Annotated in this window: 22 protein-coding genes and 1 tRNA gene (1 of these 23 cut by a window edge); 17 read left to right on the top strand and 6 right to left on the bottom strand. The window is 51.2% G+C overall.

Annotated features, from left to right (window positions below; all coding sequences use genetic code 11):
• The first annotated feature begins 42 nt into the window (after nucleotides 1–42).
• The 5 genes from PsW64_RS22345 (at nucleotide 43) to PsW64_RS22325 (ending at nucleotide 3,808) form a co-directional block, all read left to right on the top strand.
• Entirely contained in the window at nucleotides 43–912 is an 870-nt protein-coding gene (locus PsW64_RS22345; protein WP_063305049.1) for a peptidylprolyl isomerase, read from the top strand.
• Nucleotides 913–1,039: 127 nt separating this feature from the next.
• A complete protein-coding gene (argJ, locus tag PsW64_RS22340) occupies nucleotides 1,040–2,272 on the top strand; it encodes a bifunctional glutamate N-acetyltransferase/amino-acid acetyltransferase ArgJ (RefSeq protein ID WP_063291186.1) in 1,233 nt (410 codons plus the stop codon).
• Nucleotides 2,253–3,074 carry a GNAT family N-acetyltransferase gene (locus tag PsW64_RS22335; RefSeq protein ID WP_063305048.1) on the top strand — a complete coding sequence of 274 codons (822 nt, stop codon included), beginning with the start codon at nucleotides 2,253–2,255 and terminating at the stop codon, nucleotides 3,072–3,074. Before argJ ends, PsW64_RS22335 begins: the two co-directional genes overlap by 20 nt.
• Nucleotides 3,075–3,158: 84 nt before the next feature.
• Nucleotides 3,159–3,563, top strand: coding sequence for an 8-oxo-dGTP diphosphatase MutT (gene mutT / locus PsW64_RS22330; protein WP_063286043.1), 405 nt, complete (start codon nucleotides 3,159–3,161; stop codon nucleotides 3,561–3,563).
• Between the two features lie 29 nt (nucleotides 3,564–3,592).
• Complete coding sequence (locus PsW64_RS22325; RefSeq protein ID WP_057463468.1) at nucleotides 3,593–3,808, top strand: Flp family type IVb pilin; 216 nt, start codon at nucleotides 3,593–3,595, stop codon at nucleotides 3,806–3,808.
• On the opposite strand, the gene PsW64_RS22320 is transcribed toward PsW64_RS22325, so the two are convergent.
• Nucleotides 3,809–4,693, bottom strand: a complete 885-nt coding sequence (locus PsW64_RS22320) for a methyltransferase domain-containing protein (protein WP_063305106.1) — start codon at nucleotides 4,691–4,693, stop codon at nucleotides 3,809–3,811.
• A gap of 128 nt (nucleotides 4,694–4,821) precedes the next feature.
• Between PsW64_RS22320 and PsW64_RS22315 the strand changes: the two genes are divergently transcribed.
• From PsW64_RS22315 to PsW64_RS22300, 4 genes are all read left to right on the top strand, one after another.
• On the top strand, nucleotides 4,822–5,667 hold the full coding sequence (locus PsW64_RS22315; RefSeq protein ID WP_063305047.1) for a ComF family protein: 846 nt from the start codon (nucleotides 4,822–4,824) through the stop codon (nucleotides 5,665–5,667).
• 156 nt (nucleotides 5,668–5,823) lie between these two features.
• Nucleotides 5,824–6,087 carry a glutaredoxin 3 gene (gene grxC / locus PsW64_RS22310; protein ID WP_057463560.1) on the top strand — a complete coding sequence of 88 codons (264 nt, stop codon included), beginning with the start codon at nucleotides 5,824–5,826 and terminating at the stop codon, nucleotides 6,085–6,087.
• Between the two features lie 48 nt (nucleotides 6,088–6,135).
• A complete protein-coding gene (locus tag PsW64_RS22305) occupies nucleotides 6,136–6,990 on the top strand; it encodes a carbon-nitrogen hydrolase family protein (RefSeq protein WP_063305046.1) in 855 nt (284 codons plus the stop codon).
• Nucleotides 6,987–7,556 carry a DUF1178 family protein gene (locus PsW64_RS22300; protein ID WP_063305045.1) on the top strand — a complete coding sequence of 190 codons (570 nt, stop codon included), beginning with the start codon at nucleotides 6,987–6,989 and terminating at the stop codon, nucleotides 7,554–7,556. The genes PsW64_RS22305 and PsW64_RS22300 overlap by 4 nt, the downstream gene beginning before the upstream one ends.
• 74 nt (nucleotides 7,557–7,630) lie before the next feature.
• Here PsW64_RS22300 and PsW64_RS22295 read toward each other — a convergent pair whose 3' ends face one another.
• The 3 genes from PsW64_RS22295 to ubiG all read right to left on the bottom strand — a co-directional run bounded on the left by PsW64_RS22295 (nucleotide 7,631) and on the right by ubiG (nucleotide 9,938).
• Nucleotides 7,631–8,200, bottom strand: a complete 570-nt coding sequence (locus PsW64_RS22295; RefSeq protein ID WP_063305044.1) for a phasin family protein — start codon at nucleotides 8,198–8,200, stop codon at nucleotides 7,631–7,633.
• A 221-nt stretch (nucleotides 8,201–8,421) separates the two neighbouring features.
• Nucleotides 8,422–9,129 carry an alpha/beta fold hydrolase gene (locus PsW64_RS22290; protein WP_208980963.1) on the bottom strand — a complete coding sequence of 236 codons (708 nt, stop codon included), beginning with the start codon at nucleotides 9,127–9,129 and terminating at the stop codon, nucleotides 8,422–8,424.
• 32 nt (nucleotides 9,130–9,161) lie between these two features.
• Entirely contained in the window at nucleotides 9,162–9,938 is a 777-nt protein-coding gene (ubiG, locus tag PsW64_RS22285) for a bifunctional 2-polyprenyl-6-hydroxyphenol methylase/3-demethylubiquinol 3-O-methyltransferase UbiG (protein WP_063305042.1), read from the bottom strand.
• Between the two features lie 156 nt (nucleotides 9,939–10,094).
• Here ubiG and PsW64_RS22280 point away from each other — a divergent pair, with 156 nt between their 5' ends.
• The 5 genes from PsW64_RS22280 (at nucleotide 10,095) to PsW64_RS22260 (ending at nucleotide 16,906) form a co-directional block, all read left to right on the top strand.
• Nucleotides 10,095–11,345: an aspartate kinase gene (locus tag PsW64_RS22280; RefSeq protein ID WP_057463461.1), complete on the top strand. Its 1,251-nt coding sequence runs from the start codon at nucleotides 10,095–10,097 to the stop codon at nucleotides 11,343–11,345.
• 97 nt (nucleotides 11,346–11,442) lie between these two features.
• Nucleotides 11,443–13,707 (top strand): phosphoenolpyruvate--protein phosphotransferase, encoded by a 2,265-nt coding sequence (ptsP, locus tag PsW64_RS22275; RefSeq protein WP_063286038.1) that lies wholly within the window; start codon nucleotides 11,443–11,445, stop codon nucleotides 13,705–13,707.
• An 84-nt stretch (nucleotides 13,708–13,791) separates the two neighbouring features.
• Entirely contained in the window at nucleotides 13,792–14,865 is a 1,074-nt protein-coding gene (gene prfA / locus PsW64_RS22270; RefSeq protein WP_057463460.1) for a peptide chain release factor 1, read from the top strand.
• Nucleotides 14,865–15,749: a peptide chain release factor N(5)-glutamine methyltransferase gene (gene prmC, locus PsW64_RS22265; RefSeq protein WP_063305041.1), complete on the top strand. Its 885-nt coding sequence runs from the start codon at nucleotides 14,865–14,867 to the stop codon at nucleotides 15,747–15,749. The genes prfA and prmC overlap by 1 nt, the downstream gene beginning before the upstream one ends.
• 410 nt (nucleotides 15,750–16,159) lie before the next feature.
• Nucleotides 16,160–16,906, top strand: a complete 747-nt coding sequence (locus tag PsW64_RS22260) for a DUF4167 domain-containing protein (protein WP_244277347.1) — start codon at nucleotides 16,160–16,162, stop codon at nucleotides 16,904–16,906.
• Between the two features lie 118 nt (nucleotides 16,907–17,024).
• Here the strand turns inward: PsW64_RS22260 and PsW64_RS22255 are convergent, their stop codons facing one another.
• Nucleotides 17,025–17,795, bottom strand: coding sequence for an MOSC domain-containing protein (locus tag PsW64_RS22255; protein WP_063305040.1), 771 nt, complete (start codon nucleotides 17,793–17,795; stop codon nucleotides 17,025–17,027).
• 207 nt (nucleotides 17,796–18,002) lie between these two features.
• On the opposite strand from PsW64_RS22255, the gene clpB reads away from it, so the two are divergent.
• The gene (gene clpB / locus PsW64_RS22250; protein ID WP_063305039.1) at nucleotides 18,003–20,582 is read left to right on the top strand and encodes an ATP-dependent chaperone ClpB; all 2,580 of its coding nucleotides are present in this window, start codon (nucleotides 18,003–18,005) and stop codon (nucleotides 20,580–20,582) included.
• 162 nt (nucleotides 20,583–20,744) lie between these two features.
• Nucleotides 20,745–21,344, top strand: a complete 600-nt coding sequence (locus PsW64_RS22245; protein ID WP_063305038.1) for a DUF998 domain-containing protein — start codon at nucleotides 20,745–20,747, stop codon at nucleotides 21,342–21,344.
• Nucleotides 21,345–21,388: 44 nt separating this feature from the next.
• On the opposite strand, the gene PsW64_RS22240 is transcribed toward PsW64_RS22245, so the two are convergent.
• On the bottom strand, nucleotides 21,389–23,347 hold the full coding sequence (locus PsW64_RS22240; protein WP_063305037.1) for a M23 family metallopeptidase: 1,959 nt from the start codon (nucleotides 23,345–23,347) through the stop codon (nucleotides 21,389–21,391).
• Nucleotides 23,348–23,633: 286 nt separating this feature from the next.
• On the opposite strand from PsW64_RS22240, the gene PsW64_RS22235 reads away from it, so the two are divergent.
• Nucleotides 23,634–23,657, top strand: a tRNA-Glu gene (locus tag PsW64_RS22235) (it continues 64 nt past the right edge of the window).

Raw genomic sequence — 23,657 nt, 5'->3', positions numbered from 1 at the left:
ACTCTTTTTAAACTCTCCATAAACAGGAAAGAAAGTGATCTTATGCTTCGTAAATTTACAGGGATCCTAGGTAGTTCAGTTGCTGTTGCTGCTCTGGTTATTGGGCTGAGTGCAGCGCAGGCACAGGATGCTGATGCGGCTCCAGATCTGGACAAGCCAGTTGCGAAGGTTGGCCAGAGCGTTATTACCGAAGCTGATCTTGCTTATGCAGCTCAAGATTACGCGCAGCAGCTGCAGCGTGTTCCACCAACCGAATGGCGCAAGGTTTTGACCGATGTGCTGGTTGAGATGAACCTGCTTGCAGAAGCCGGCGCAGAAGAAAAACTTGCAAAAACTGATGATTTTAAACGCTTAATGGCATTTGAGCGCACGCGTGCACTTCGCAATGCGTATTTCCAGAAGTACATTCAGAGCGCTATCACCGAAGACGAAGTTAAGGCTGCTTACGAGGCTGAGTATGCCAACTATCAGGGTGCTCCAGAGATCAATGCAGCGCACATCCTTGTAGAGAAGGAAGATGAGGCGAAGGACATCATTAAGCAGCTCGAAGGTGGTGCAGACTTTGCCGAGCTTGCAAAGGAAAAGTCCACTGGTCCTTCCGGCCCTAACGGTGGTGATCTTGGTTTCTTCGGAAAAGGCCAGATGGTTCCTGAGTTTGAAACAGCTGCTTTTGCTCTGAAGCCGGGTGAGTTCACAAAAGAGCCTGTGCAAACACAGTTCGGTTATCACGTAATCCTGAACAAGGAAGCACGCACACAGTCCGCTCCAGCCTTTGAAACGGCTGAAGGTCAGATCCGTCAGGAGCTGGTTCTGACGAAATTCCGTGAGGTGCTTGAAGAGCTGAAAGCCAAGAACACTGTGGAAATCATCGGTGCCGATGCTGATGAAGCGAAAGCTGAAGAAAGCAAATAATAGGCTCGTTCTTATTAGCTCTGCTGATTATTGAAATAAAACATCTTGTTTTTGTAGCCTCGGATGGCTTAGGCCTTCCGGGGCTACTTTTTTGCAGTACAGACACAGTTTTCTTCGGGAGGTTTTCATGTCCGCGACCATTTCTCCACTCGCACCCAAGTCCTATCCAGAACTTCCGGAAGTTAAGGGCGTTCGAATGGCAACTGCTGCAGCTGGTCTGAAGTATGAAGGACGTACTGACGTTCTCCTGGCTGTGTTTGATGAGCCTGCTCAGATTGCTGGTGTGTTCACGACATCTAAATGCACGAGTGCTCCGGTTGACTGGTGTAAGCAGAACCTTTCCAAGGGTGTTGCGCGTGCAATTATGGTCAACTCCGGGAATGCGAATGCGTTTACGGGCAAGAAGGGGCTCGCATCTGTGGAGCTTTCAGCGGACATCCTTTCAAAGGCGAGCGGGTTTGCTGCGGATGAGCTTTATCTGGCGTCTACCGGGGTGATTGGCGAGCCGCTGCCGGCTGAGAAATTTGCTGGTGTGGCTGGTGGCCTGGTGGCTGATGCTGTCGCTGACAAGTGGATGGACGCAGCCAAAGCGATCATGACCACGGATACCTATCCTAAGATGAGCACACGTCGTGTGAAGTTGGGTGATGTGACGGTTACGTTGAATGGTATTGCAAAAGGTGCCGGTATGATTGCGCCTGATATGGCGACCATGCTTGGCTTCTTGTTCACTGACGCTCCGATTAAAGCGCCTGCTTTGCAGAGCTTGCTTTTTGAGTGTGTGGGCGGCTCTTTTAATTCCATCACGGTTGATAGTGATACGTCCACCTCAGACACTGTGCTGTTGGCAGCTACTGGGTCTGCTGGGGGTGACTGGATTGAAAGTGCTGCGGATCCGCGTCTCGCGGAGTTCCGTGAAGCTCTCTCCAGCATGATGCTTGAGCTGGCTCAGATGATCGTTCGTGATGGGGAAGGTGCGACCAAGTTTGTTGAAGTGCGAGTGGAAGGTGCTGAGAGCGATACTTCTGCAAAGCGGATTGCTATGGCGATTGCAAACTCTCCATTGATGAAAACTGCATTTGCTGGTGAGGATGCGAACTGGGGCCGCGTTGTGATGGCAGTTGGTAAGGCTGGTGAGCCTGCTGATCGTGATAAACTGGCGATTTGGTTCGGCGATATCCGTGTTGCGGTTGAAGGAGAGCGGGATCCAGATTACAGCGAGGAAGAAGCGTCTGCTGTCATGAAAGAAGACGAGATCATTCTGAAAGTTGATCTTGGCATCGGAAGTGGCGGTGCGACTGTCTGGACTTGTGATCTCACCAAGGAATATGTGGCAATCAATGGTGACTACAGAAGCTAAGCGGGTTCAACCTCGCCAACCGAATTGCGATCTGGAAACGGTGTTGAAGCTGGAGCAGGCAAATCTGAATTGCTTTCCCAGCCTCATGGCGCATCATGACGGGAGCTGGATTTCCCGTCTCTCACCGGGGGGCAGTGCGCGCCGTAATAACTCTCTGAATTTTTATGATGCCCAAGACGGTGATGAAGCCGAGAGTCGATTGGATTCTGCACGAGCACGCTTCAAGCGACTTGAGACGGCGTTTCATGTTCGCTGGACACCTTTGGTTCCCACAGATGTGGATCAGGTGCTGACCTCTCAGAAGTATGCTCGCGTTGATGAGACTCTGGTGCTGTCACGATCCATCTGGGGGCTTGGTGATACTGATGTGCCTAAAGGGTACAAACTTTCTGAAGTCTCACTGAGTGAATGGATTTTTAGTTACACACAGGTTGACGGTGCGAAGCGTGGTGAGCCGTTGAGTGAAACCGTACAGGCGCTTCATGATGTGCTTTCAAGAGTGACTGTTGAATTGGTCGCGCTAGTGCTTGAAACTGAAGATGGTGTTCCAGCAGCTGTTCTGCTTGGTGTGGTGGATGGCGATCTACTCGGCATCTTTAGTGTGAAGACGGCTGAAGCGTTTCGTCGTCAGGGACTGGCTTATGCTTTGATGTGCGAAGTGCAGAGTCTAGGGGCTAAGCGCGGTGCCGAGACTGCCTGGTTGCAAGTGGTGGCAGATAATGCTGCTGCTGTAGAGCTCTACGATTCCCTCGGGTATCGCGAAGCCTATGCTTATCACTACTGCAAAGATGCCCAGCCTTAAGAAAATCAGTAAAATTTCACTCGGGACCTTTGGTATGGTTTCCAAAAGGTTTTCAGAGTGGTCCTTTGTGAAACGGGAAAATAAATGAAAATTGTGATGGTTGCGGCGTGTGCCTTGATTGATGCTGATAACCGCATTCTGCTTGCTCAGCGCCCTGAGGGCAAATCAATGGCGGGTTTCTGGGAGTTTCCGGGTGGGAAGATCGAAGCCGGTGAGACACCAGAGGACTGTTTGATCCGTGAATTATCTGAGGAACTGGGAATTACAGTTAAAAAAGAGTGCCTTGCTCCCCTAAGTTTCGCGAGCCACACTTACGAAGATTTTCATCTGCTGATGCCACTTTACGTTTGTAGGCGCTGGTCGGGCACACCTCACGGGGCAGAGGGGCAAAACCTGAAATGGGTACGGGCAGTGCGTTTACGTGATTATGAAATGCCACCAGCAGATGAGCCGCTGATCCCGCATCTAATCGACCTTGTGTCTTATTAGCGGGAGATCACGGAGAACAAGAGGCAGTAATGGCGTTGAATGAGAAAGCGTATCACAATCAGAAATGTGGATTTACGATTGCTCATATGACCGAAGACGAGCGCGGAGCCGCTGCAGTTGAGTACGCCATTCTTGCCGCTTTGATTGTTCTTGCCATTGCCGCCAGCCTGACTGCAATTAGCAGTACGATTTCGGACAACTTCCAGTTCATCTCAGATACTTTGCTTGCCGCGATTTCTGGCTAATCAGGACTTTATTTCTTTTGTTCCAAGAGCTTCGGCCAGGCTGTGCTTTGCAGAGCCTGGCTTTAGAGGTTTTTGCTGCGATTCATGTGGTGCCCAGCCGGACAGAGATGCGAAAGTGAAGGTTGCACGGATGCGTCCATCTGCATCTGAGTAATCCTGTGCATAGATCTCTGCCGCTTTCATGAAGACCTTCTTGCTTGTCGGTGACTTCAAGCGATCTTTCAAAGGGTTCGTTGCGCCCATTGCGCGCAGATCTCTGATCAAGTCAAACATGGTGTCGTATCTAACGGTTAACCGATCTATGTCGGTTACTGGGAGTGCGAAACCTGCGCGTTGGAGAAGGCCGCCAAGATCTCTGGTATCTGCAAATGGGATAACGCGTGGTGATACGCCTTCACTAACTTCCATCTCGGCGCGCATCAGACAGTCTCTTAACTCCGCAAGGGTATCAGTTCCTAATAAGAGGCCGAGGAAAAGGCCATCTGGTTTTAAGGCACGTTTGATCTGGACGAGTGTTCCTGGAAGATCGTCGAGCATCTGCAAGTTAAGTGAAGATACAATCAGGTCCAGGCTTTCCGGTGCGAAAGGCAGGACGGCGTCATCTACAATCAAATCAGGCTCAGAAAGGTTTGGGTCTGCGCCGAACAGATCGGCTCGCAGCAGGTGTTTGACTTTTCCTGACGCCTTTAGTGCTTCAAAGATGTGGCCGGTGTGACCGCCGAGATCTACTCCGCAGTCAAACTCTCTGCTGATGAATTCCAGACGATCTTGCAAATCTGCGGCAGCTGCCTTCATCAGGAAATCAGCGCCGTCTTGCGCTCTCTTCAATGCAGTCATGCGACGTTGTGCAATGAGTTTACGATCAAAGAGAGTGTGTTCGCTCATGAGGGCGCCTTTGGCCAGATTGTGCTGTGTGTGCACTATTGGAAATTATAACCCCATTGAACATGGAGTGATGTTCGACGGAGGCTTTGTTAGCTTATTTCTTCTGCAGATATATACGGTGAGCACAGATGAGCGACAAGTTTTCTTCTCTGGAGTGGTTGCCTGATGCAGTGGATAGAGCTGAGCAACCGCTTAAACCCAGCTTTCTTGATATGAAGGTGGCCTCTCATTTAAGGCGAGGACTGAACTTTGCTCTGGATGCTCTGTTTCCTCATAGCTGTCCGATTTGTAACGATTTGGTTCAAGGTGAAGGTGGTTTGTGTCTGCCTTGTTGGCAGACACTGGAACTGATATCAGCGCCTTATTGTGAGCGGCTTGGTGTTCCGTTGCATTATGAGTTGGGTCCGAATGCCTGGAGCGCTGCTGCTCTTGTTAATCCGCCTGATTATGACCGAGCCCGGGCCGCAGCCCTCTACAACGGGCCCGCGCGCGAGCTGGTGAAGCGGTTTAAGTTTTATGGAGAGATCCGGTTATCGAAGTTTCTTGCCAGGTGCATGCTCAATGCAGCGGCAGAACTTATCGCTTCTGAGAGTTTTCTTATTCCAGTTCCTCTCCACAAGTCGCGCTTACGTGAGCGCACCTATAATCAGTCTGCTTTGCTGGCGAACGACGTCGGGCGTCATTTAGAGGGGCAAGTGCTTCTTGATGGCTTGGTTCGAACACGGCGTACTAACCAACAAGTCGGCCTTAAGCGAGGGGCACGGACAGCTAATGTGAAAGGTGCCTTTGCAGTTGCGGATCATTTCCTGTCAGAGGTATCTGGTGCTCATGTGGTGCTGGTTGATGATGTGCTGACGACAGGGGCAACCGTTGAAGAATGTGCGCGGGTTTTGAAGGCTGCAGGTGCGCAACAGGTTGATGTACTTGTTTTTGCTCTGGTCGATCCTGAAAATATGTCTGATGATAATGATTGAGTGTTGTTGAGGGACTGTCTTAGCCTATGCGATATAACGAAGTGATCAACTTGAGTTGAGGTGGACTTGCGGTTTACTTGGACGTGAGCCATATAGACTTCAGTTTTGATGGCTGAATTTCTATTGGCCTTCGCTGTGTATCCAAAGGACAAGAATATGGCTCAAGTTACTATCTACACCCGTGATATGTGCGGTTTCTGTGCTCGCGCAAAAAGACTTCTTGATGAGAAGGGTGTTGACTATAAAGAATTTAACTACAGCGAAGATCCAACGATCCGTAAGGAAATGATTGCCAAAGCAAATGGTGCAAACACATTCCCGCAGATCTTTATCGGATCTGAGCATATTGGTGGTTGTGATGACCTGTTTGCATTGGAACGCCGCGGGCACCTCGATGGTCTGTTGAGCGTTGGTCTTTAAAGAAGCTTAGGAAGCGTATTGCAAACTACGCTTTGAAAGTGAGAATTGATGACAAGTTTTGTGGCTGCATGTGTCCAGATGAGAACGGGACGAAACCCGCTCGAAAATCTTGATGTCTGTGAGGCGTTGATAAGAGAAGCTGCTGCTGAAGGCGCGGTTTATGTGCAAACGCCTGAGATGACCAATGTGCTGGAACGTAGCCGCAAAGCGCAGCTTGCTGCCTCCAGTTTCGAAAATGATGATCCGTTTTTGAAACAACTGGGTTTGCTTGCTGATGAGTTGAATATCTGGGTCCATATCGGATCTCTGGCAATTCGGCTTGAAAATGACAAGCTGGCCAACCGCGGCTTTATGATTTCTCCTCAAGGAGAGATCACCGCTCGTTATGACAAAATCCATATGTTTGATGTGGAATTGCCAAATGGAGAAAGCTGGCGCGAGTCTGAAAGCTATAGTGCAGGCAATGTGTCTCCGGTTATTGATCTTGGTGTGGCCAAGCTTGGAATGGCGATTTGCTACGATATTCGTCAACCGGCGTTGTTCCGCGAGCAATCAAAGGCTGGCGCGCAGGTTTTGACTGGTCCGGCTGCTTTCACCAAGCAAACAGGTGAAGCGCATTGGCATGTGCTGCAACGCGCGCGGGCGATTGAAAACGGTGCCTTTGTTGTAACTGCTGCGCAAGGTGGAACACATGAAGATGATCGTCAGACCTATGGTCACAGCTTAATGGTTGACCCTTGGGGGCAAGTGATCGCAGAACTTGATCATGATGCACCAGGTGTTTTGTTGGGTGAACTTGACATGGCTAAAGTGGATGAAGCACGTCGGCGTGTTCCAGCCATCAAGAATGCGCGTGAGTTTTCCGTAGCAACTGTTTCCCTCAATGGGGAGATGGTCAGTTGATTAACTATTCACTTGCCTGCGATGATGGGCATGAATTTGATGGATGGTTCCGGAATTCTGGCGATTACGAAAAGCAGAAAGAATTAGGTCTGGTCACGTGCCCGTTTTGTGACAGTGCATCGGTCCATAAACGCTTGATGGCGCCGAATGTTTCTACATCGAGAAGCCAGAAGAAGGCTCAGGTTGAACATCAGGTTTCGCAGGCTGTTGCTGCTGCTCAGGCAAAAGCTACAGAAAAGGCCGCGAGTGAACCAAAGCCCGGCGGTGGAACTGCGCCAGCAAGTTCTGAGCAATCTGTTGCCACGACAACTCCAGCTGTTGATCTGCAGAAGGTTCCTGAGAAAGCAAAGGAGCTGGTGGAAGCTCTGCGAGAGTTCCGCAAACAGGTTGTGACCAACTCAGAGTATGTTGGCGACAAGTTTGCTGAGGAAGCACGCAAGATCCACTATGGCGAAACGGAAGAGCGCGGGATTTACGGAGAAACTACTCCCGATGATGCTCAGGAGCTTTTGGAAGAGGGTATTGAGCTGATGCCGCTGCCGGTGCTGCCAGAAGACCGCAACTGATTTTTTATGCTGTCATGATGGCAAAACGAAAGGCGCCTCGTTTAGCAGGGCGCCTTTTTTGTTCTGTCACTCAATCAGGCTGACACGTCTTTTCTGCCAGGGGCTCGGGGGGTGGAGGGCTTATCTGCGCTTTTTGCCCGGCTGCGTGTACTTGTTGACTTGCGAGGCACTCTGCGGCGAGGTTTAGCCGGAACTTTTGTTGGTGCGGCCTGTGCCATTGCCTTCAAATCATCAATGCTCGTCAAAGCTTCTGATGTTGCCTTCTGTGTTTTGGAAACCGTGCCCTTCATTGTAGAGGACATCTGGTTCATCTGGCGGGCGCCTTCCTGACGGCAATCTTCAAAAGCTTCCTGCATGAAGTCGCTGGCAAGTTTTGAGAGTTCAATGCCAGTTGGACAATCCCAGATCTCCTGAACGAAATCTGTGTTGGCTTTCATGCGCTTGTTAAAGAAGGATATGTTTGCGTGCATGATTGCCTGATAGTTCTCAAGCATGGACTTGTTGTTGGAAATTGCGTGCTCCAACGCTGTGTTGGAAAGTTGGTCTCCGCCCTGCGCCCAAAACCAGCCTTGCCAAGGCAGTCCATCTGTCGCAACGGTCCAGCGATCCATTGCTTCCTTCATTTCTTTGTCGATGTTTAACATCGTGTCTCCTCCGGACTTTGATCAAGTTCTCGGGCGGCGATCTAGGTCTTGAGACAATATTCTTCGAGCGATCAGGGAGTTTGGAAGAAGCTCGTTTGCCGGTAACTTACGCCGCGTACACCCTCCTGTTTATAGGCGCTAATATTGGCAAAATGATATTCTGGATTCTAAGGGATTTCAGCGGCTTTTTTCTGAAGAACTAGTTAAATTTGCAGGCGTAGCTACGCATCCAGCCAGTCCTGAATGAGTTCGCTAGTGTGGACCGGGTGTTCCAGAGTAGAAAGATGGCCGCAATCCGGGATGATGTGAAGTTTGCTATTTGGTATTGCATCATGCATTTCGCGGCATCTGTCTAGCGGTAGTAAGCTGTCTTCTTCGCCCGCAACGATCATCGTCGGGCACTGGATTGCCGTCAGATCGGCTCTTTGGTCGCGGCGGTTGATGATTGCGTTTTGCTGCTTCAGGAAATTATCGGCGCCAATATCAGCGGCCATATTGAAGACCATTTGCCGAAGCGCTGTGTCGTCGTGGCGGGCAGGGTGGACAAGTTGAGGGTATTGCATGGAGGCGATTTTGTGGAAACCTCCCTTCCTTGCAATCTCCATCTGCGTATGGCGAAGCTGCGTCTGGGCCGCAGTGTCGTCTCTGGCGTTGGTGTTTATGAGCGCAAGGCGGCTGACACGATTAGGGGCCAATCGAATCACCTCCAGAGCGACGTAGCCACCCATGGACATGCCGAGGAGAGCGAATTTTTCCGGGGCGTGTTCCAGCAATCTCTTTGCCATGGCTTCAATGGAATCCATGTCGCAGGTTTCGGCAATGATGATTGGACGCTCTTTCAGAGAGTTGATCTGAGGGCCAAACAAAGTGCCGGTGCTGGTAAGGCCGGGAATGAAAACGACAGTTTCGGCAGGTGCTGTTTCTGGCATTTTCATTCTCCTTAGTAATTGGATGCCAGCTGCTACTCTGGCTTTCGAGCTATTACCATGTAGTTTACATCCAGATCGGTTGTTCTGGACCAGCTGTCTGTCAGCGGATTGAAGCTCACACCGCAGCGCTCGTAAATGTTCATGCCGGATTCATTGAGGGGTGCTTCCAGCTCTTCCGGGCGAACCAGCTTCTCATATTGGTGGGTGCCTTTCGGCAACCAGCGGAGAACGCGTTCAGCCGCGACAATCGCGAGGGCATAGGCTTTCAGAGTTCTGTTGATAGTTGCAACGAACATCATTCCACCGGGACGCACAAGATCTGCACAGGAGTTCATGAACAGTGGAACGTCGGCAACATGCTCCACGACTTCCATGTTGAGCACGATGTCGAACTGTTCGCCTGCCTCAACCAGAGATTCAGCGGTTTGTGTGCGATAGTCGATGTTGAGGCCGGATTGCTGTGCATGAAGTGTGGCTACTTTGATGTTGGTTTCAGATGCATCTGCTCCAACAACGGTTGCGCCCATGCGAGCCATGGGCTCAGCGAGTAGGCCACCGCCGCAGCCGATGTCCAAAATCCGTAGGCCTTCTAGTGCCTTAGGAGATGTTTCGTCTCGACCAAAGTGGTCACAGGCATACTCCTTAATATAGGAGATGCGAACTGGGCTGAATTTGTGGAGAGGGCGAAATTTTCCAGTGGGATCCCACCATTCCGATGCAATTGATGAGAAATGCGCAACTTCCGCCGGGTCGATTGTGGTTTGTGCCGGGTTTTTGGCGGCGTTGCTTGGTTTTTGCGCGGTGCTCATAGCTCAACTCTCCACTTTCATCCCGGTACTGGTGGGTCTAATCGTGGTTTTTGTCAAGCCGCTGGTTGCGATAGAAGGGCGCTAGTTGTATGGATTAGCGCCGTTTGTAGTGATGATCGGTTCATCACAAAGGCCCTCGGAGGAATTTGGGAAGCGATGGCCCGTTTGGTTATGAAGTTTGGCGGCACCTCCGTTGCCGACCTAGAGCGTATTAGAAATGTTGCGCGGCATGTAAAGCGTGAAGTGGAAGCAGGCAACCAGGTTGCTGTTGTCGTGTCCGCTATGGCTGGCGTGACGAATACCTTGGTCGGTTATACAAGAGATGCTGCAGCGCTGCATGATGCGCGTGAATATGATGCGGTTGTTGCCTCTGGTGAGCAGGTAACTTCCGGCTTGTTGGCGATTGTGCTGCAAGACATGGGTGTGGAAGCGCGATCCTGGCAAGGATGGCAGATTCCTATCCGTACGAATGAAGCCCATGGCGCAGCGCGTATTGAGAGTATTGAAGGTCAAACTCTCATTGAACGCCTGGAGCGTGGACAGGTTGCTGTGTGTGCCGGTTTCCAGGGCGTTGCCCCGGACAACAGGCTTGCGACGCTTGGACGTGGTGGATCTGATACCAGTGCAGTGGCAATTGCAGCTGCAATTCAGGCAGACCGCTGTGATATCTACACGGATGTGGACGGTGTTTATACCACTGACCCGCGTGTGGTGGCCAAGGCAACCCGTTTGGAACGTGTTGCGTTTGAAGAGATGCTGGAAATGGCTTCTCTTGGTGCAAAGGTTTTGCAGGTCCGCTCTGTTGAGATGGCGATGGTTCACGGCGTCCGTACGTTTGTACGTTCCAGCTTTGATGATCCGGATGCCCCGCAGATTAGCGCTGACGGAACACCTGTAGGTACACTTATTTGCGACGAGGACGAGATTTTGGAACAACAAGTCGTCACTGGCATCGCTTACTCAAAAGACGAAGCACAGATTTCTATCCGCAACGTTGCTGACAAGCCTGGCATTGCGTCCAGAGTGTTTGGCCCGTTGGCTGAAGGCAACATCAACGTAGACATGATCGTCCAGAACATCTCACCAGATGGGAAGACGACTGACATCACCTTTACCGTTCCAGAGAGCGATTACGAGCGTGCACGCAAGGTAATTGAGGAGAACGTCGAGGAAATTGGCTTCGAGAATATCGAAGGCGCGACTGATGTTGTAAAAGTTTCCGTAATCGGCATGGGTATGCGTTCGCATGCCGGTGTTGCAGCCCAGTGTTTTGAAGGCCTGGCTGAGAAGGGGATTAACATCCGCGCGATTACGACATCTGAGATTAAAATCTCTGTTCTGATCGATTCCGCGTATACGGAACTTGCGGTTCGTACTCTCCATTCGCTATACGGACTTGACGGCTAGGTTTCCTACTGTCGAGAATATTGTTGTGTCTTGGACAACTTCCAAGGCACAACGTGGCCTGTTAAAAAGGCCAGCAGAATTATAGGTAGGGCGGAGCATGCGCAGCAGCTTGGCCGGACCGCGCGTACTCCTCCGTAAGCTTCGTGAAGTGATGGCGGAGCCGATTAATGCGCAGGAACGGCTCGACAAGATTGTACGTCTGATCGCGGCAAACGTGGTTGCGGAAGTGTGTTCCGTGTACATTTTGCGCGCGGATGGGGTTCTTGAGCTGTATGCGACAGAGGGCCTTAATAAGGACGCGGTTCACCATACTTCTCTGAAGGTTGGTGAGGGTCTTGTTGGCTTGATTTCCTCTGATGCCAGACCGCTCAACCTACCAAATGCGCAGGCGCACCCGGCGTTTGCCTATCGTCCTGAAACGGGTGAAGAGAATTACAACTCCTTCCTTGGTGTGCCGATCCTGCGTGCGGGACGTACGCTTGGCGTGCTTGTTGTTCAGAACAAAGACCACCGGACCTACTTTGAAGACGAAGTGGAAGCCCTGCAGACCACCGCGATGGTTATCGCGGAGATGGTCGCGGCTGGTGAGTTGGAAGCAATTGCACAGCAAGGCACAACGATTGATGTGATCCGTCCGATGCATCTGAAGGGTGTCGCCCTTGCTGATGGTATTGGTCTTGGCCACGTTGTTCTGCATGAACCGCGTGTGGTTATCACCAATCTGATTGCCGAGGATGCGGACACTGAAAAGAAGCGCCTCGAAGAATCTGTCACGCGCTTGCGTCAGTCGCTTGATCATATGCTGGCAAGCGGTGAGTTTTCCCAGCACGGCGAACACCGTGAAGTTCTGGAAGCTTACCGGATGTTTGCCTATGACCGTGGCTGGATCCGGAAGATTGATGAAGCGATCCGCAATGGTTTGACGGCTGAAGCTGCTGTTGAGAAAGTTCAGAGCGATACGCGCGCTCAGATGCTCCGGCAGACAGATCCGTACTTGCGTGAGCGTCTGCATGATCTTGATGATCTGGCGCACCGTCTCATTCGTGAGCTGATGGGCAAGAACCACAGCGGTGAAGATGATCTGCCGAAAGATGCGATCATCATTGCGCGTAACATGGGTGCTGCTGAACTGCTGGATTATGATCGGGATCGTATTCGCGGTCTTGTGTTGGAAGAAAGTGGCCCGACAAGCCACGTCACCATTGTTGCACGCGCGCTTGGCATTCCGACAGTTGGGCAGGTTGAAGACATTGTTTCCTTGGTGGAAGCGACTGATGCCATCATTGTGGATGGTGAGATTGGTCAGATCTTCCTTCGTCCAGCCAATGATGTTGAACAAGCTTTTGCAGACAAGGTGCGTCTACGTTCCAAGCGTCAGGAAATTTATCGCCAACTTCGTGATGAGCCGACCGTTACCAAAGACGGTGTGGATGTTAAGCTTCAGTTGAATGCTGGTCTGCTGGTTGATTTGCCAAGCATGGAAGACGCCGGCGCTGATGGCGTTGGGCTTTTCCGTACTGAGTTGCAGTTTATGGTGGCTTCTGCTTTCCCAAGAATGCAGGAACAGCACACACTGTATTCCAAGGTGCTGGATGCAGCTGGTGACAAGCCAGTTACCTTCCGCTCTCTGGATATTGGCGGTGATAAAGTTCTGCCTTACTTGCGTTTGGCACAAGAAGAGAACCCAGCCATGGGCTGGCGTGCAATTCGCTTTGGCTTGGATCGTCCGGGTTTGCTGCGGACTCAGATCAGAGCAATGTTGCATGCAGGGGCAGGGCGCTCCTTGCGCATCATGTTCCCGATGGTAGCAGATGTTTCTGAATTTCAGCAGGCGAAGGATTATGTTGAGCGCGAACTAAAGCATCTGCGCCAGCACGGTCATGATACGCCTAAAGAGCTGAAACTTGGTGTCATGCTGGAAGTTCCGGCGCTGCTTTACCAGCTTGAAGAGATCTACAAGGAAGTGGATTTCGTCTCTGTTGGCTCCAACGATCTGTTCCAGTTCTTCTATGCGGTTGATCGAGGCAACACGTTGGTTGCGGAGCGATTTGAAGCTCTGTCTCCTAGCTTCCTACGAGCACTGCGTAAGATCGTTGTTATTGGTGATAAGATGGATACGCCGGTTACCCTTTGTGGTGAGCTTGGCGGCCAACCTCTTGCTGCGATGGCTTTGCTGGCGATCGGATATAGAAATCTCTCTATGTCTCCGGCTTCTATTGGCCCTGTTAAGGCGATGTTACGCTCTTTGGATCTATCAGCACTTTCAGAAGAGTTGCTGAAACAATTGGAAGCGGGTAAAGGGACGGACGACATTCGCGAGTTCCTGGCGAACTTTGCATCCGAAAATAATATTCCGGTATAAGCAGCGTATATTTCGATTGCCGCAGACCCGAGAGGCTGTCGCGCTTTTAGATTAGCTGCCTAACGCTTGAGGAGTTGCCGCGAAATGCTGGCACCAGAAAAACTAGACACACTGCTAGCACGCTTTGAAGGTATTGAGGCCGAGATGGCATCTGGTCCTGCGCCGGATGTATATATCAAGCTTTCAAGGGATTATGCGGAACTCGATCCAATTGTGAAGTCCATTCGTGAACTCCGCAAAGCCGAGGGTGATCTGGAAGGTGCGGAAGCACTGCTGGCAGACCCTGAAAGCGATGCGGAGATGAAAGAGCTTGCACAGCTTGAGCGTGATGAGTTGACTGGTGTAGTCGAAGAGCTGACCCAGCAAGTGCGCATTGGGCTTTTGCCAAAAGACAAAGCTGACTCTCACGATGTTATTCTTGAAGTGCGCGCCGGTACTGGTGGTGACGAAGCGGCGCTGTTTGCTGGTGATCTCTTTCGTATGTATCAGCGCTTTGCAGACAATAATGGCTGGAAAGTTGAAGTGATGTCCTCTTCTGAGGGGGACATGGGCGGTTTCAAAGAAATAGTGGCTGCTGTGACTGGTCAGGAAGTGTTTGGTAAGCTGAAGTTTGAGTCCGGTGTTCACCGTGTACAGCGTGTGCCTGAGACTGAGTCTGGTGGCCGTATTCACACGTCCGCGGCGACCGTTGCTGTTCTTCCGCAGGCTGAAGAAGTGGACGTTGAGATCAACCCTGCTGATTTGCGCATCGATACATACCGTGCATCAGGTGCAGGTGGTCAGCACGTAAACACGACTGACTCCGCTGTTCGTATTGTGCACAATCCAACCGGGATTGTGGTTGCTGTGCAGGACGAGCGCTCTCAGCATAAGAACAAAGACCGCGCGATGAAGTTGCTGCGGGCGAAGATCTACGATGTGGAGCGTGAGCGTGCTGCGAATGAGCGGACCGAGGCCCGTCGAGTTCAGGTTGGTTCCGGTGATCGTTCTGAGCGTATCCGTACCTACAACTTCCCTCAGGGTCGTGTGACTGATCACCGTATTGGTTTGACGCTGTATAAGCTTGACCAGATGATTGCAGGCGAAGCTACGGGTGAAGTGATTGATGCTCTGATTATGGACCATCAAGCGAACTTGCTCGCCGATGAAGGACTTTAATGTCCGGCCTCTTCGATAATTTCGACCTCAAAAATGTGCAGGCTTTGTACCTAGCGGTGCGGAGCCTGTTTCGTGATGCAGGTCTGATTGAAACTGATCTGGATGCACGTATCCTTGTTGCAGAAGCCCTTGGAATTGAGCCGAGAAACCTGATTCTGGAATATGATCAGGTGATCAAGCCAGAGACACTGGCGGTTGTTTCCCGATATGTGGAAGAACGTCTTGCCGGAAAGCCCGTAGGTCGCGTTCTGGGAAAGCGGGAGTTTTGGGGGCTGGAGTTTTCGTTGTCTTCGGCAACATTGGAGCCGCGGCCGGACACGGAAACGCTGGTTGAAACTGCGATTGCGTTTTGTCAGGCCCATGGCGGCTTGGAAAAAGAATGGGTTTTTGCAGATATTGGAACTGGCACAGGAGCGGTCGCGATCGCACTCCTGACTGAATTGCCCAATGCAATTTGTCTTGCTGTTGATATCAGTGAAGAGGCTTTGGAGACTGCGCAACAAAACGCAGCAAACAACAAGGTTCTTGACCGCTTTATCCCAGTTCGCGGTTCATATCTGGATGCATTGAGTGGATCTTTTGATTTTGTTGTGAGTAACCCACCGTACATTCGCAGCTCTGTTATTGAAGGACTGAGCCATGAAGTTAAGCAGCACGATCCTATGCTGGCGCTTGATGGTGGAGTGGATGGTCTTACTGCCTATAAAGAATTGATAGGCAACGCTAAACGAGTTCTTAAGAGAAATAGTGGACTTCTTATGGAGATCGGGTTTGATCAAGCCGATGAACTTTCAACTCTTGCGAGGGAACTCGTAGGATTGGAGGCTTGTTGTGAACATGATCTGGCCGGTCAACCAAGGGTGATTGTTGTAGTTTTTCCATGATTGGCGAAGAATTCAATTATCTGGAAAAAAGCCCTTGGAAAATACGTCGGAACGAGATAGTTTCATCTCGCCGACAAGCGATACCAGCTAAAAGCTGAAAACGATGGGGATGGGCACTCACTGACTGTGAGACGAGCCTGGCAGAGACGTCGGTTGATAGTTTCAAAGCAGATAGTTGAGCAACCCCTCGTATCGTTGAACTGAGAGAGCAATGCATTTGTATTGCTGCGATCAGATGTCGGATATCGCATTGAAGCAGTTATACGATCGAATGCGATTGCATTTCGATGTTGATAGCCTTTGTGCTCATCAACACGCAGGCTTATTAACGGCATTTGGAATCCGGGAGATCTTACTCCCATGAACCTCACAGTTAGGTTCGATTGCTATTCCGGAAAGTTAACGGCAGAATGAGACCAGGAAATCAGAATAACAAGCGCATGCGTGGACGGGGGCGTAAAGCTCCAAATCCATTGACACGTACTTTTGAGTCAAATGGACCGGACGTTAAGATCCGAGGTACCGCATTGCATGTTGCTGAAAAGTACCAGCAACTTGCGCGTGATGCTCAGGCCTCCGGGGACCGTGTAACCTCCGAGAACTACTATCAGCATGCAGAGCATTACCAGCGCATCGTCGCTGCGGCTCAACCCCAAAGCACACAGACTGCTGCTCCTTCTGCGCGTACAGAAGATGAAGCTGCACCTGCTGCTGTTGAAACACCAAACGCTGTGGCAGCGACCGAAGAGCAAGAGGTTGCGGTTGCAGCCCCTCAGCCTGTGATCGGTCTGGATACGCCTCAGCCGTTTATCGAAACAGCTCCAGCGGCTGACGAGAATGCAGAGGCTTCGGGAGACGCATCTGCACCAGCTGACGAAGATGATGGCAAAGCACGCCGTCGTGTTCGTGGCACTCGTGGTCGTGGTGTTCGTCGTACACCTTCCTCATCCTCCGCAAGTGCAGCAGCGCCAGCTGAGGCACCTGAAGGTGGTGAAGATGATGCAGCTTCTACGAAGCCACGTCGTACACCTCGTGCTCGCACACCTCGTGCAGCTCGTTCACAGCGTACCCGTACAGCTCGTGTTCCTGCTGAGGATGCACCTGCATCTGCACCAGCACCTGCGGCTTTGGAAACAACCGGAGACGGTGAAAGCTAAGCACGTCTGACGATGTGCTTGCTGGCTCACTGGTTTGCCGGAGATCTATGAAAAACCCCGCTCAAAAGGCGGGGTTTTCTTTTTGCTGACTGGCAAATAGTTCGTTGTGGGTGCTGGCTTACTCAATGATGAGTGTGTCACCGACGGAAAGTGTGCCGTTGTTGAGCACTTCAAGATAAATACCAACATCCATATGCCCCAGTGAACCATGAAGCGCCTTGTTGATGTTGGTGTCGCGCTCGGCTGTGACTGGATTTACATCTACGGCAGCGCAGCGGCGGGTGCGTTTCGCGAATTTGAACTCTACGCCTGAGCTGGAGCGGATTTTCTTGTCGGCCCAGTCAAACTCCTCATAGGCTGCCAAGCCTTCAACATAGATGTTTGCGCGAAAGCGTCTTGGATCAATCTCCACGCCCAAAGTCTCAGAAAGCGCTTTCACGCTGGCGAGATTCACGACATGTACGAAATTCTCAGCAGTATCCGTGAAAGCATGGTCGTCTGCGTGGCGGACTTTGAGCGGGCCAGCGGCTTTTTCAGCCATGTGTGCTGTGAAGTAGGCTGCGAGTGCATCCTGTCCTTCAGCTGTTTCCAGCGGTAACGTGATGTCTTCACTCTCTGGCTTGGACAGAGTGATGCTTTTGTTTTCCAGATCGTATGTGCATTTGACCTGCGCCACGTCTTCATAACGAACCAGCACTAGAAACTTGCTCTTTGAAATGTGCTGAGGGGCTGCTGGATCGAAACCGCATGGACCATTTTCAATCGCATAGGCACGATCCAGCGGGAAGACAGCTCCGGCTTCTACTGTGGTGGTCTGAAGTGGATGAGCCGTTAAGCCTTTAACTGGATGTGTTGCGAGTGCGGTGATATGCGCAGGCGAAAAAGTCATATTAAATTCCGTTGTTTAAGCTATTCGAAACTATGAGGAACAAAGGATTGTGGCAAGATCTTGCGAGGACCCTCTTTTGTCGGCAGTTTGAACTACTATATGAAGAGTGCAGGGGGAAGTCTCCTGCTTCGGGTGCTCTTTATGAGGCTCGGATCCTCCCAAAATGCTTCGTCATGCTTCGGGTGACACGGCACATAGGAGTTATATATGGACTTTGAGAAATACACCGACCGTGCGCGTGGGTTCATTCAGTCTGCGCAAACATACGCTCTGGGACAAGGGCATCAACAGTTTACTCCCGCACATATTTTAAAGGTCTTGCTGGATGACAGCGAGGGCATGTCTGCTGGTCTTATTGAGCGGGCCGGAGGACGTGTGCAGGATGTCCGTCTACAGATTGAGACCGATCTGGCTGCGCTTCCTAAAGTGAGCGGCGGCAATGGACAGCTGTACCTAGCGCCTGAAACCGCTCGCCTTTTTGAACAAGCCCAGAAAATTGCAGAGAAAGCAGGCGACAGTTATGTCACCGTTGAGCGGCTGCTGCTTGCGCTTGCTATGGATAAAGACAGCAAGGCAGGTAAGGCTCTCGCTCAAGGTGGCGTCACGCCAAACGCCCTGAACGAAGCCATCAACGAAGTGCGTAAGGGCCGTACTGCGGATTCCGCATCTGCTGAAAATCAATATGACGCTCTGAAAAAGTTTGCTCAGGATCTGACTGAAGCAGCCCGCGATGGTAAGCTCGATCCTGTGATTGGCCGTGATGAGGAAATTCGTCGTGCCATTCAGGTTCTCTCCCGCCGTACCAAGAATAATCCGGTTCTGATTGGTGAGCCAGGCGTTGGTAAAACCGCAATTGCTGAAGGCCTTGCGCTGCGCATCGTCAATGGTGATGTGCCGGAGAGCCTGAAAGACAAGGAACTGCTTGCACTGGATATGGGCGCACTGATCGCTGGTGCGAAATATCGTGGTGAATTTGAAGAACGCCTGAAGGGTGTTTTGAATGAGGTGCAAGCCGCTGCTGGTGGCGTGATCCTCTTTATTGATGAAATGCACACACTGGTTGGGGCTGGTAAAGCAGATGGAGCGATGGACGCTTCCAATCTTCTCAAGCCTGCGCTGGCGCGTGGTGAGTTGCACTGCGTTGGTGCGACCACGCTTGATGAATACCGCAAGCACGTTGAGAAAGATGCGGCGCTGGCCCGCCGGTTCCAGCCTGTGTTTGTAAGTGAGCCAACGGTAGAAGATACGATCTCCATTCTGCGTGGCATCAAGGAGAAGTATGAGCTTCACCATGGTGTACGCATTTCAGATAGTGCGATTGTTTCTGCAGCCACGCTGTCGAACCGTTACATCACGGACCGCTTCCTGCCGGATAAGGCGATTGACCTTGTTGATGAAGCCGCCAGCCGCTTGCGCATGCAGGTGGATTCCAAGCCGGAAGAACTGGATGAGTTGGACCGCCGTATCATTCAGCTGAAGATTGAGCGGGAAGCGCTCAAGAAAGAGGATGATGACGCCACGAAGGATCGACTTCAGCGCCTTGAGAAAGAGCTGGTTGATCTGGAAGAAGAATCCAATGCACTGACACAACGCTGGCAATCTGAAAAAGATAAGCTGAGCGGCGAGCAGAAAATTAAAGAGCAGTTGGACGAAGCACGCACCGAGTTGGAGCAGGCGCAGCGTATTGGCAATTTGGCTAAAGCGGGTGAGCTGGCCTACGGTGTTATTCCTGATCTGGAAAAGAAGCTCTTGAATGCCCAGACAGCGGAAGATGTCGATAACACCATGCTCAATGAGACCGTGAGCAGTGAGAGTATTGCTCAGATTGTGTCTCGCTGGACCGGGATCCCCGTCGACAAGATGCTGGAAGGCGAACGTGAAAAGCTGCTTCGCATGGAAGATGAGCTGGCCAAGCGTGTTGTTGGGCAGCAGGAAGCTGTCCACGCTGTTTCTACTGCCGTGCGCCGATCTCGTGCGGGGTTGCAGGACCCGAACAGGCCAATTGGCTCGTTCATGTTCCTCGGCCCAACCGGTGTTGGTAAAACAGAGCTGACCAAAGCGCTCGCCAGCTATCTCTTTGATGATGAGACCGCCATGGTGCGCGTGGACATGTCTGAGTTCATGGAAAAGCACAGTGTTGCTCGTCTGATCGGCGCGCCTCCGGGTTATGTTGGTTATGAAGAAGGCGGTGTTCTGACAGAAGCGGTTCGCCGTCGACCTTATCAGGTGGTGTTGTTTGACGAGGTTGAAAAAGCTCATGGCGATGTGTTCAACGTTCTGCTTCAGGTGCTGGACGATGGCCGTCTGACGGACGGGCAGGGCCGGACTGTGGACTTCCGCAATACGCTGATCATCATGACGTCGAACCTTGGGTCAGAATTTTTGGCTTCCCAGGGCGAAGGTGAAGATGCTGATGCTGTTCGCGGGCCGGTGATGGATGCGGTGAAAGCGCACTTCCGTCCTGAGTTTGTGAACCGTCTGGATGAGATTATTCTGTTCCATCGTTTGCAAAGAGCTCAGATGTCTCGGATCGTTGAAATTCAGTTGGCTCGTTTGCAAAAACTACTGGATGACAGGAAGATGGAGCTTGAGCTGGATGATGGCGCTATGGGTTGGCTTGCCGAGAAAGGGTATGACCCGGCTTATGGTGCACGACCGCTGAAGCGCGTTATTCAGAAACAAGTGCAGGATCCATTGGCAGAAATGCTGTTGGCTGGATCAATCTCTGACGGTCAGGCCATCCGGGTCTCTGCGGGAACGGACAGACTGCTTTTTGAAACGACCTGACAGATTGGATCGTGATTTAAAGAAGAGGGCCGGATTTTCTGGCCCTTTTTTGTGCTTTGTGGACATACTCAGAAACATAAAGCGACTGTTCGAAAGTGTGCTTTTGGTGTCTAGTCATGCAGACTAAAACTTGAGTGTTGGTTAGGGGGCAGGGCATCGGGCATGAGACACGTTGATATTGCAATATCGCTTGTGGTTGTCAGTTATCTCTGGCTTGCCGCGACTGTTGTCATTGGCGGGCAGTTTTATCCAGATTACGACCATATATCACAGTTCATGAGCGCTCTTGGAGCAACCGGCGCTCCGTTTGGGCCTGCCGTGAATTATTGGGGTTTTACGGTTGTGGAGCTGTTGCTGCTGCCATGCCTCGTGATCTGCTTTGCTTATCTGATGCGCAATCGTGCAGAGCGTGTTGGCTTGATGATTTTTGCAGGCTATCCGCTGCTTATCGCTGTTGCTGCGTTCTTTCCGTGTGATTTTGAATGCAACATGGATGATCCAACACGCAGCCAACTCATGCATACGGCTGCTGGCTTTTTGGCCTATTTCTGCGCTGTTGTGGGATTGTGTTTGTTGTCTCATGCCAAAGCTGAAAGATCGTTTTGGGTGGCGCCTGGGCTGATCTTGCTGATGATGCTCTTCAGTCTATCTCTTGAAACCGTTTTCAGTGGCCTCATGCAACGTGCGTTGGAGACTGGTATTTATCTCTGGTTTTTCGTGATCCTGATGCACATGCGCCATCATAAAGAGCAAGTAGTTTGACGCTATTTGCTCTTTAATCGTGTGATCCCTTTGATGAACTGAGGTCAGTTCCGTAGTGAAGCGACGCGCTGGCTTGGACGGCCTGTTTCCATCAGAGCATTAATGCGGTCGCGTTCGCGCTTGAAGTTCTCAAGAACCTTAGCTTCAAGGATGCGGCCTTGCGGTACCTTGATCTTCAGGGAGTTCACAAAGCGACCATTCACCTTCACTTCGTAATGGAGGTGGTTGCCCGTTGAAAGACCAGTGGTTCCCACATAGCCAATAACGGAGCCCTGTCTGATTTTCTGGCCTTTTTGAATGCCAGAACCAAAGCGGGTCATGTGGTTATATGTGGTGACATAGCCGTTGGCGTGTTTGATCTCTACGCGTTTTCCGTAACCGCCTGACCAAGCTGCTTTTTGGATCACCCCATCGCCAGCTGCAAAGATTGCGGTGCCGCGAGGAGCGGCCCAATCCGTGCCGGTGTGCAAACGGCGGGTTTTCAAAACCGGGTGGCGGCGCATGCCGAAGCCAGATGTAAAGCGGCCAGCTGCGATTGGTTTACGGAGCAGGAACTGCTTTGCGCTCTGGCCGTTCTCATCATAATAGTCGACGACACCATCGTCGGGTGTACGGAAACGGTAGAAACGGTGTGAGCGACCATTCACGGTGATGGATGTGTAAAGAATTTCAGAGGCGCCAGTGGTCTGATCTGCATCAAGCCCATAGAAGACGCTCATCTCATCACCGCTTTTTACGGAGGCGTTGAAGTCAACGCTATAAGAATAGATGCGAACGAGTTCTTTGATGAGGGATGTTGGGACGTCGTTATCAAGACCAGTCTGGTAGATCGAGTCATAATAGGTGGCGCGAGGGCCAACGGAGTTTTGCTGCTGTGATGTAAACGCGTCTGCGGCCATCTGTGTGGACGGCTCAGGTGCGACGACAAACTCGCCTTCATCGTTTGGTGCGATGGTTCCTACATGACGTTGATCTTCATAGATGCTGACACGTACAAGAATTCCGTCGTCCTCTTCGATCTTGTCCGTGTTGAGGGACAGGCGGAAGATCTGACCAGCTTTGATTGTGTCGATGCCAAAGTTTTCGGTAAATGCTTTGATGTAGCCTTCCGCTTCGTTCTCAGAAGCCTCACCATCCAGCAGAATGTCAATAAAGTCAGTCTGGGTCAGGATTGGAACTATGCGTTCTTCGATCTGATTGGCCTGGGAGATTTTACGGGACTTGGGCTGGAAGGAAACGTTTTCTTCTGTAATGCGGACTTCGATGTTTTCAAATGACTGTTCTGAAAGTGGAGCAAAGCCTGCATTAAAGTCTTCGAGGCTCGGCACAGCCGCAATGTCAGTGGAATTATCCAGCATGAACATCGCTGCTTTTTTGACCTGCTCCTGAACGGCCTCTTCTTTATGATCGGGAAGAGCGACCATACTCATAGCTTCCAGTGGGAAGTCGCGCTGAGAAATGGAGACTTCGCCTTCAATGTCGGCACCGTAGATTGCATCACTGGCGACCTGTAACGGAGCAACCTGTTCTCCCTGATACATAGTGATCGGGTCGAATGGCGGAATGTCTGCAGCTGTTTCCTGTTTCTTGATGTTCTCAAGGCTTGCGCTGACGAGCGCATATGGCTTGGCTTTTACGTGGTCGCGGCCATCGCTGCGGGTCACTGTATTTACTTCAATGATCTGCCGATTGGAGAAGCCGTCGGTTGCGGAGCTCAGGCGGTCGCCTTTTCCGCTGGAATTACGCTGTGGTGTCAGGTCTGTTGAAGTGCTCGCGGGGGCTTTCGCTGTCTTATAGGTGTACTGGCCATCAAGCGCAGCCATCAACGCACCACCCATTAATACAATGGAGGTCATGCCGGTCAGGATCGTCCCGATCAACCAACGGCCATTAAGCCGTGCAGGCTGGTCAGACGAACTTGCAAGGCTGTCCACCATCAAAGCAGGTTCATTGCCAAGATTGACGGAAGGCCTTCCATTAGTATGGAACCTACCAGAATTCATCGAGCTACTTATCTTTCCCCAAATCGGCAGAGATGCCATCTGCAGCAGAGTTCTGCATTACGTGTTTACGATTGATAGACAATGCTGAAGATAGGGACAACTGATGAAAGACAAATACGGCTGGATTTTGTCCCTGATACTATGAAAAATTATAGAAAAAATGGAATTGGCGAGAAAATAATGAATTTGGCTGGCAAACCACGATTTTAAGCACCATATAAATACAGGGTTTGCGATTATTGAAAAAGTTTCCCCAGTCCTGTGAAAATTTTGAAGTTTTCTCTCAGGGCTCGTTGACAGGGTCAGCTCA

This window comes from Pseudovibrio sp. W64 (genome assembly GCF_001623145.1).
Lineage (GTDB): Bacteria > Pseudomonadota > Alphaproteobacteria > Rhizobiales > Stappiaceae > Pseudovibrio.
Note: the sequence above shows the minus strand (reverse complement) of the source record. Positions and strands in the feature narration are given on the sequence as shown.

Coding starts and splice junctions, on each gene's coding strand:
- PsW64_RS22345 (WP_063305049.1), top strand. CDS start 43: ATGCTTCGTAAATTTACAGGGATCCTAGGTAGTTCAGTTGCTGTTGCT.
- argJ (WP_063291186.1), top strand. CDS start 1,040: ATGTCCGCGACCATTTCTCCACTCGCACCCAAGTCCTATCCAGAACTT.
- PsW64_RS22335 (WP_063305048.1), top strand. CDS start 2,253: ATGGTGACTACAGAAGCTAAGCGGGTTCAACCTCGCCAACCGAATTGC.
- mutT (WP_063286043.1), top strand. CDS start 3,159: ATGAAAATTGTGATGGTTGCGGCGTGTGCCTTGATTGATGCTGATAAC.
- PsW64_RS22325 (WP_057463468.1), top strand. CDS start 3,593: ATGGCGTTGAATGAGAAAGCGTATCACAATCAGAAATGTGGATTTACG.
- PsW64_RS22320 (WP_063305106.1), bottom strand. CDS start 4,693: ATGAGCGAACACACTCTCTTTGATCGTAAACTCATTGCACAACGTCGC.
- PsW64_RS22315 (WP_063305047.1), top strand. CDS start 4,822: ATGAGCGACAAGTTTTCTTCTCTGGAGTGGTTGCCTGATGCAGTGGAT.
- grxC (WP_057463560.1), top strand. CDS start 5,824: ATGGCTCAAGTTACTATCTACACCCGTGATATGTGCGGTTTCTGTGCT.
- PsW64_RS22305 (WP_063305046.1), top strand. CDS start 6,136: ATGACAAGTTTTGTGGCTGCATGTGTCCAGATGAGAACGGGACGAAAC.
- PsW64_RS22295 (WP_063305044.1), bottom strand. CDS start 8,200: ATGTTAAACATCGACAAAGAAATGAAGGAAGCAATGGATCGCTGGACC.
- PsW64_RS22290 (WP_208980963.1), bottom strand. CDS start 9,129: ATGCCAGAAACAGCACCTGCCGAAACTGTCGTTTTCATTCCCGGCCTT.
- ubiG (WP_063305042.1), bottom strand. CDS start 9,938: ATGAGCACCGCGCAAAAACCAAGCAACGCCGCCAAAAACCCGGCACAA.
- PsW64_RS22280 (WP_057463461.1), top strand. CDS start 10,095: ATGGCCCGTTTGGTTATGAAGTTTGGCGGCACCTCCGTTGCCGACCTA.
- ptsP (WP_063286038.1), top strand. CDS start 11,443: ATGCGCAGCAGCTTGGCCGGACCGCGCGTACTCCTCCGTAAGCTTCGT.
- prfA (WP_057463460.1), top strand. CDS start 13,792: ATGCTGGCACCAGAAAAACTAGACACACTGCTAGCACGCTTTGAAGGT.
- prmC (WP_063305041.1), top strand. CDS start 14,865: ATGTCCGGCCTCTTCGATAATTTCGACCTCAAAAATGTGCAGGCTTTG.
- PsW64_RS22260 (WP_244277347.1), top strand. CDS start 16,160: ATGAGACCAGGAAATCAGAATAACAAGCGCATGCGTGGACGGGGGCGT.
- PsW64_RS22255 (WP_063305040.1), bottom strand. CDS start 17,795: ATGACTTTTTCGCCTGCGCATATCACCGCACTCGCAACACATCCAGTT.
- clpB (WP_063305039.1), top strand. CDS start 18,003: ATGGACTTTGAGAAATACACCGACCGTGCGCGTGGGTTCATTCAGTCT.
- PsW64_RS22245 (WP_063305038.1), top strand. CDS start 20,745: ATGAGACACGTTGATATTGCAATATCGCTTGTGGTTGTCAGTTATCTC.
- PsW64_RS22240 (WP_063305037.1), bottom strand. CDS start 23,347: ATGAATTCTGGTAGGTTCCATACTAATGGAAGGCCTTCCGTCAATCTT.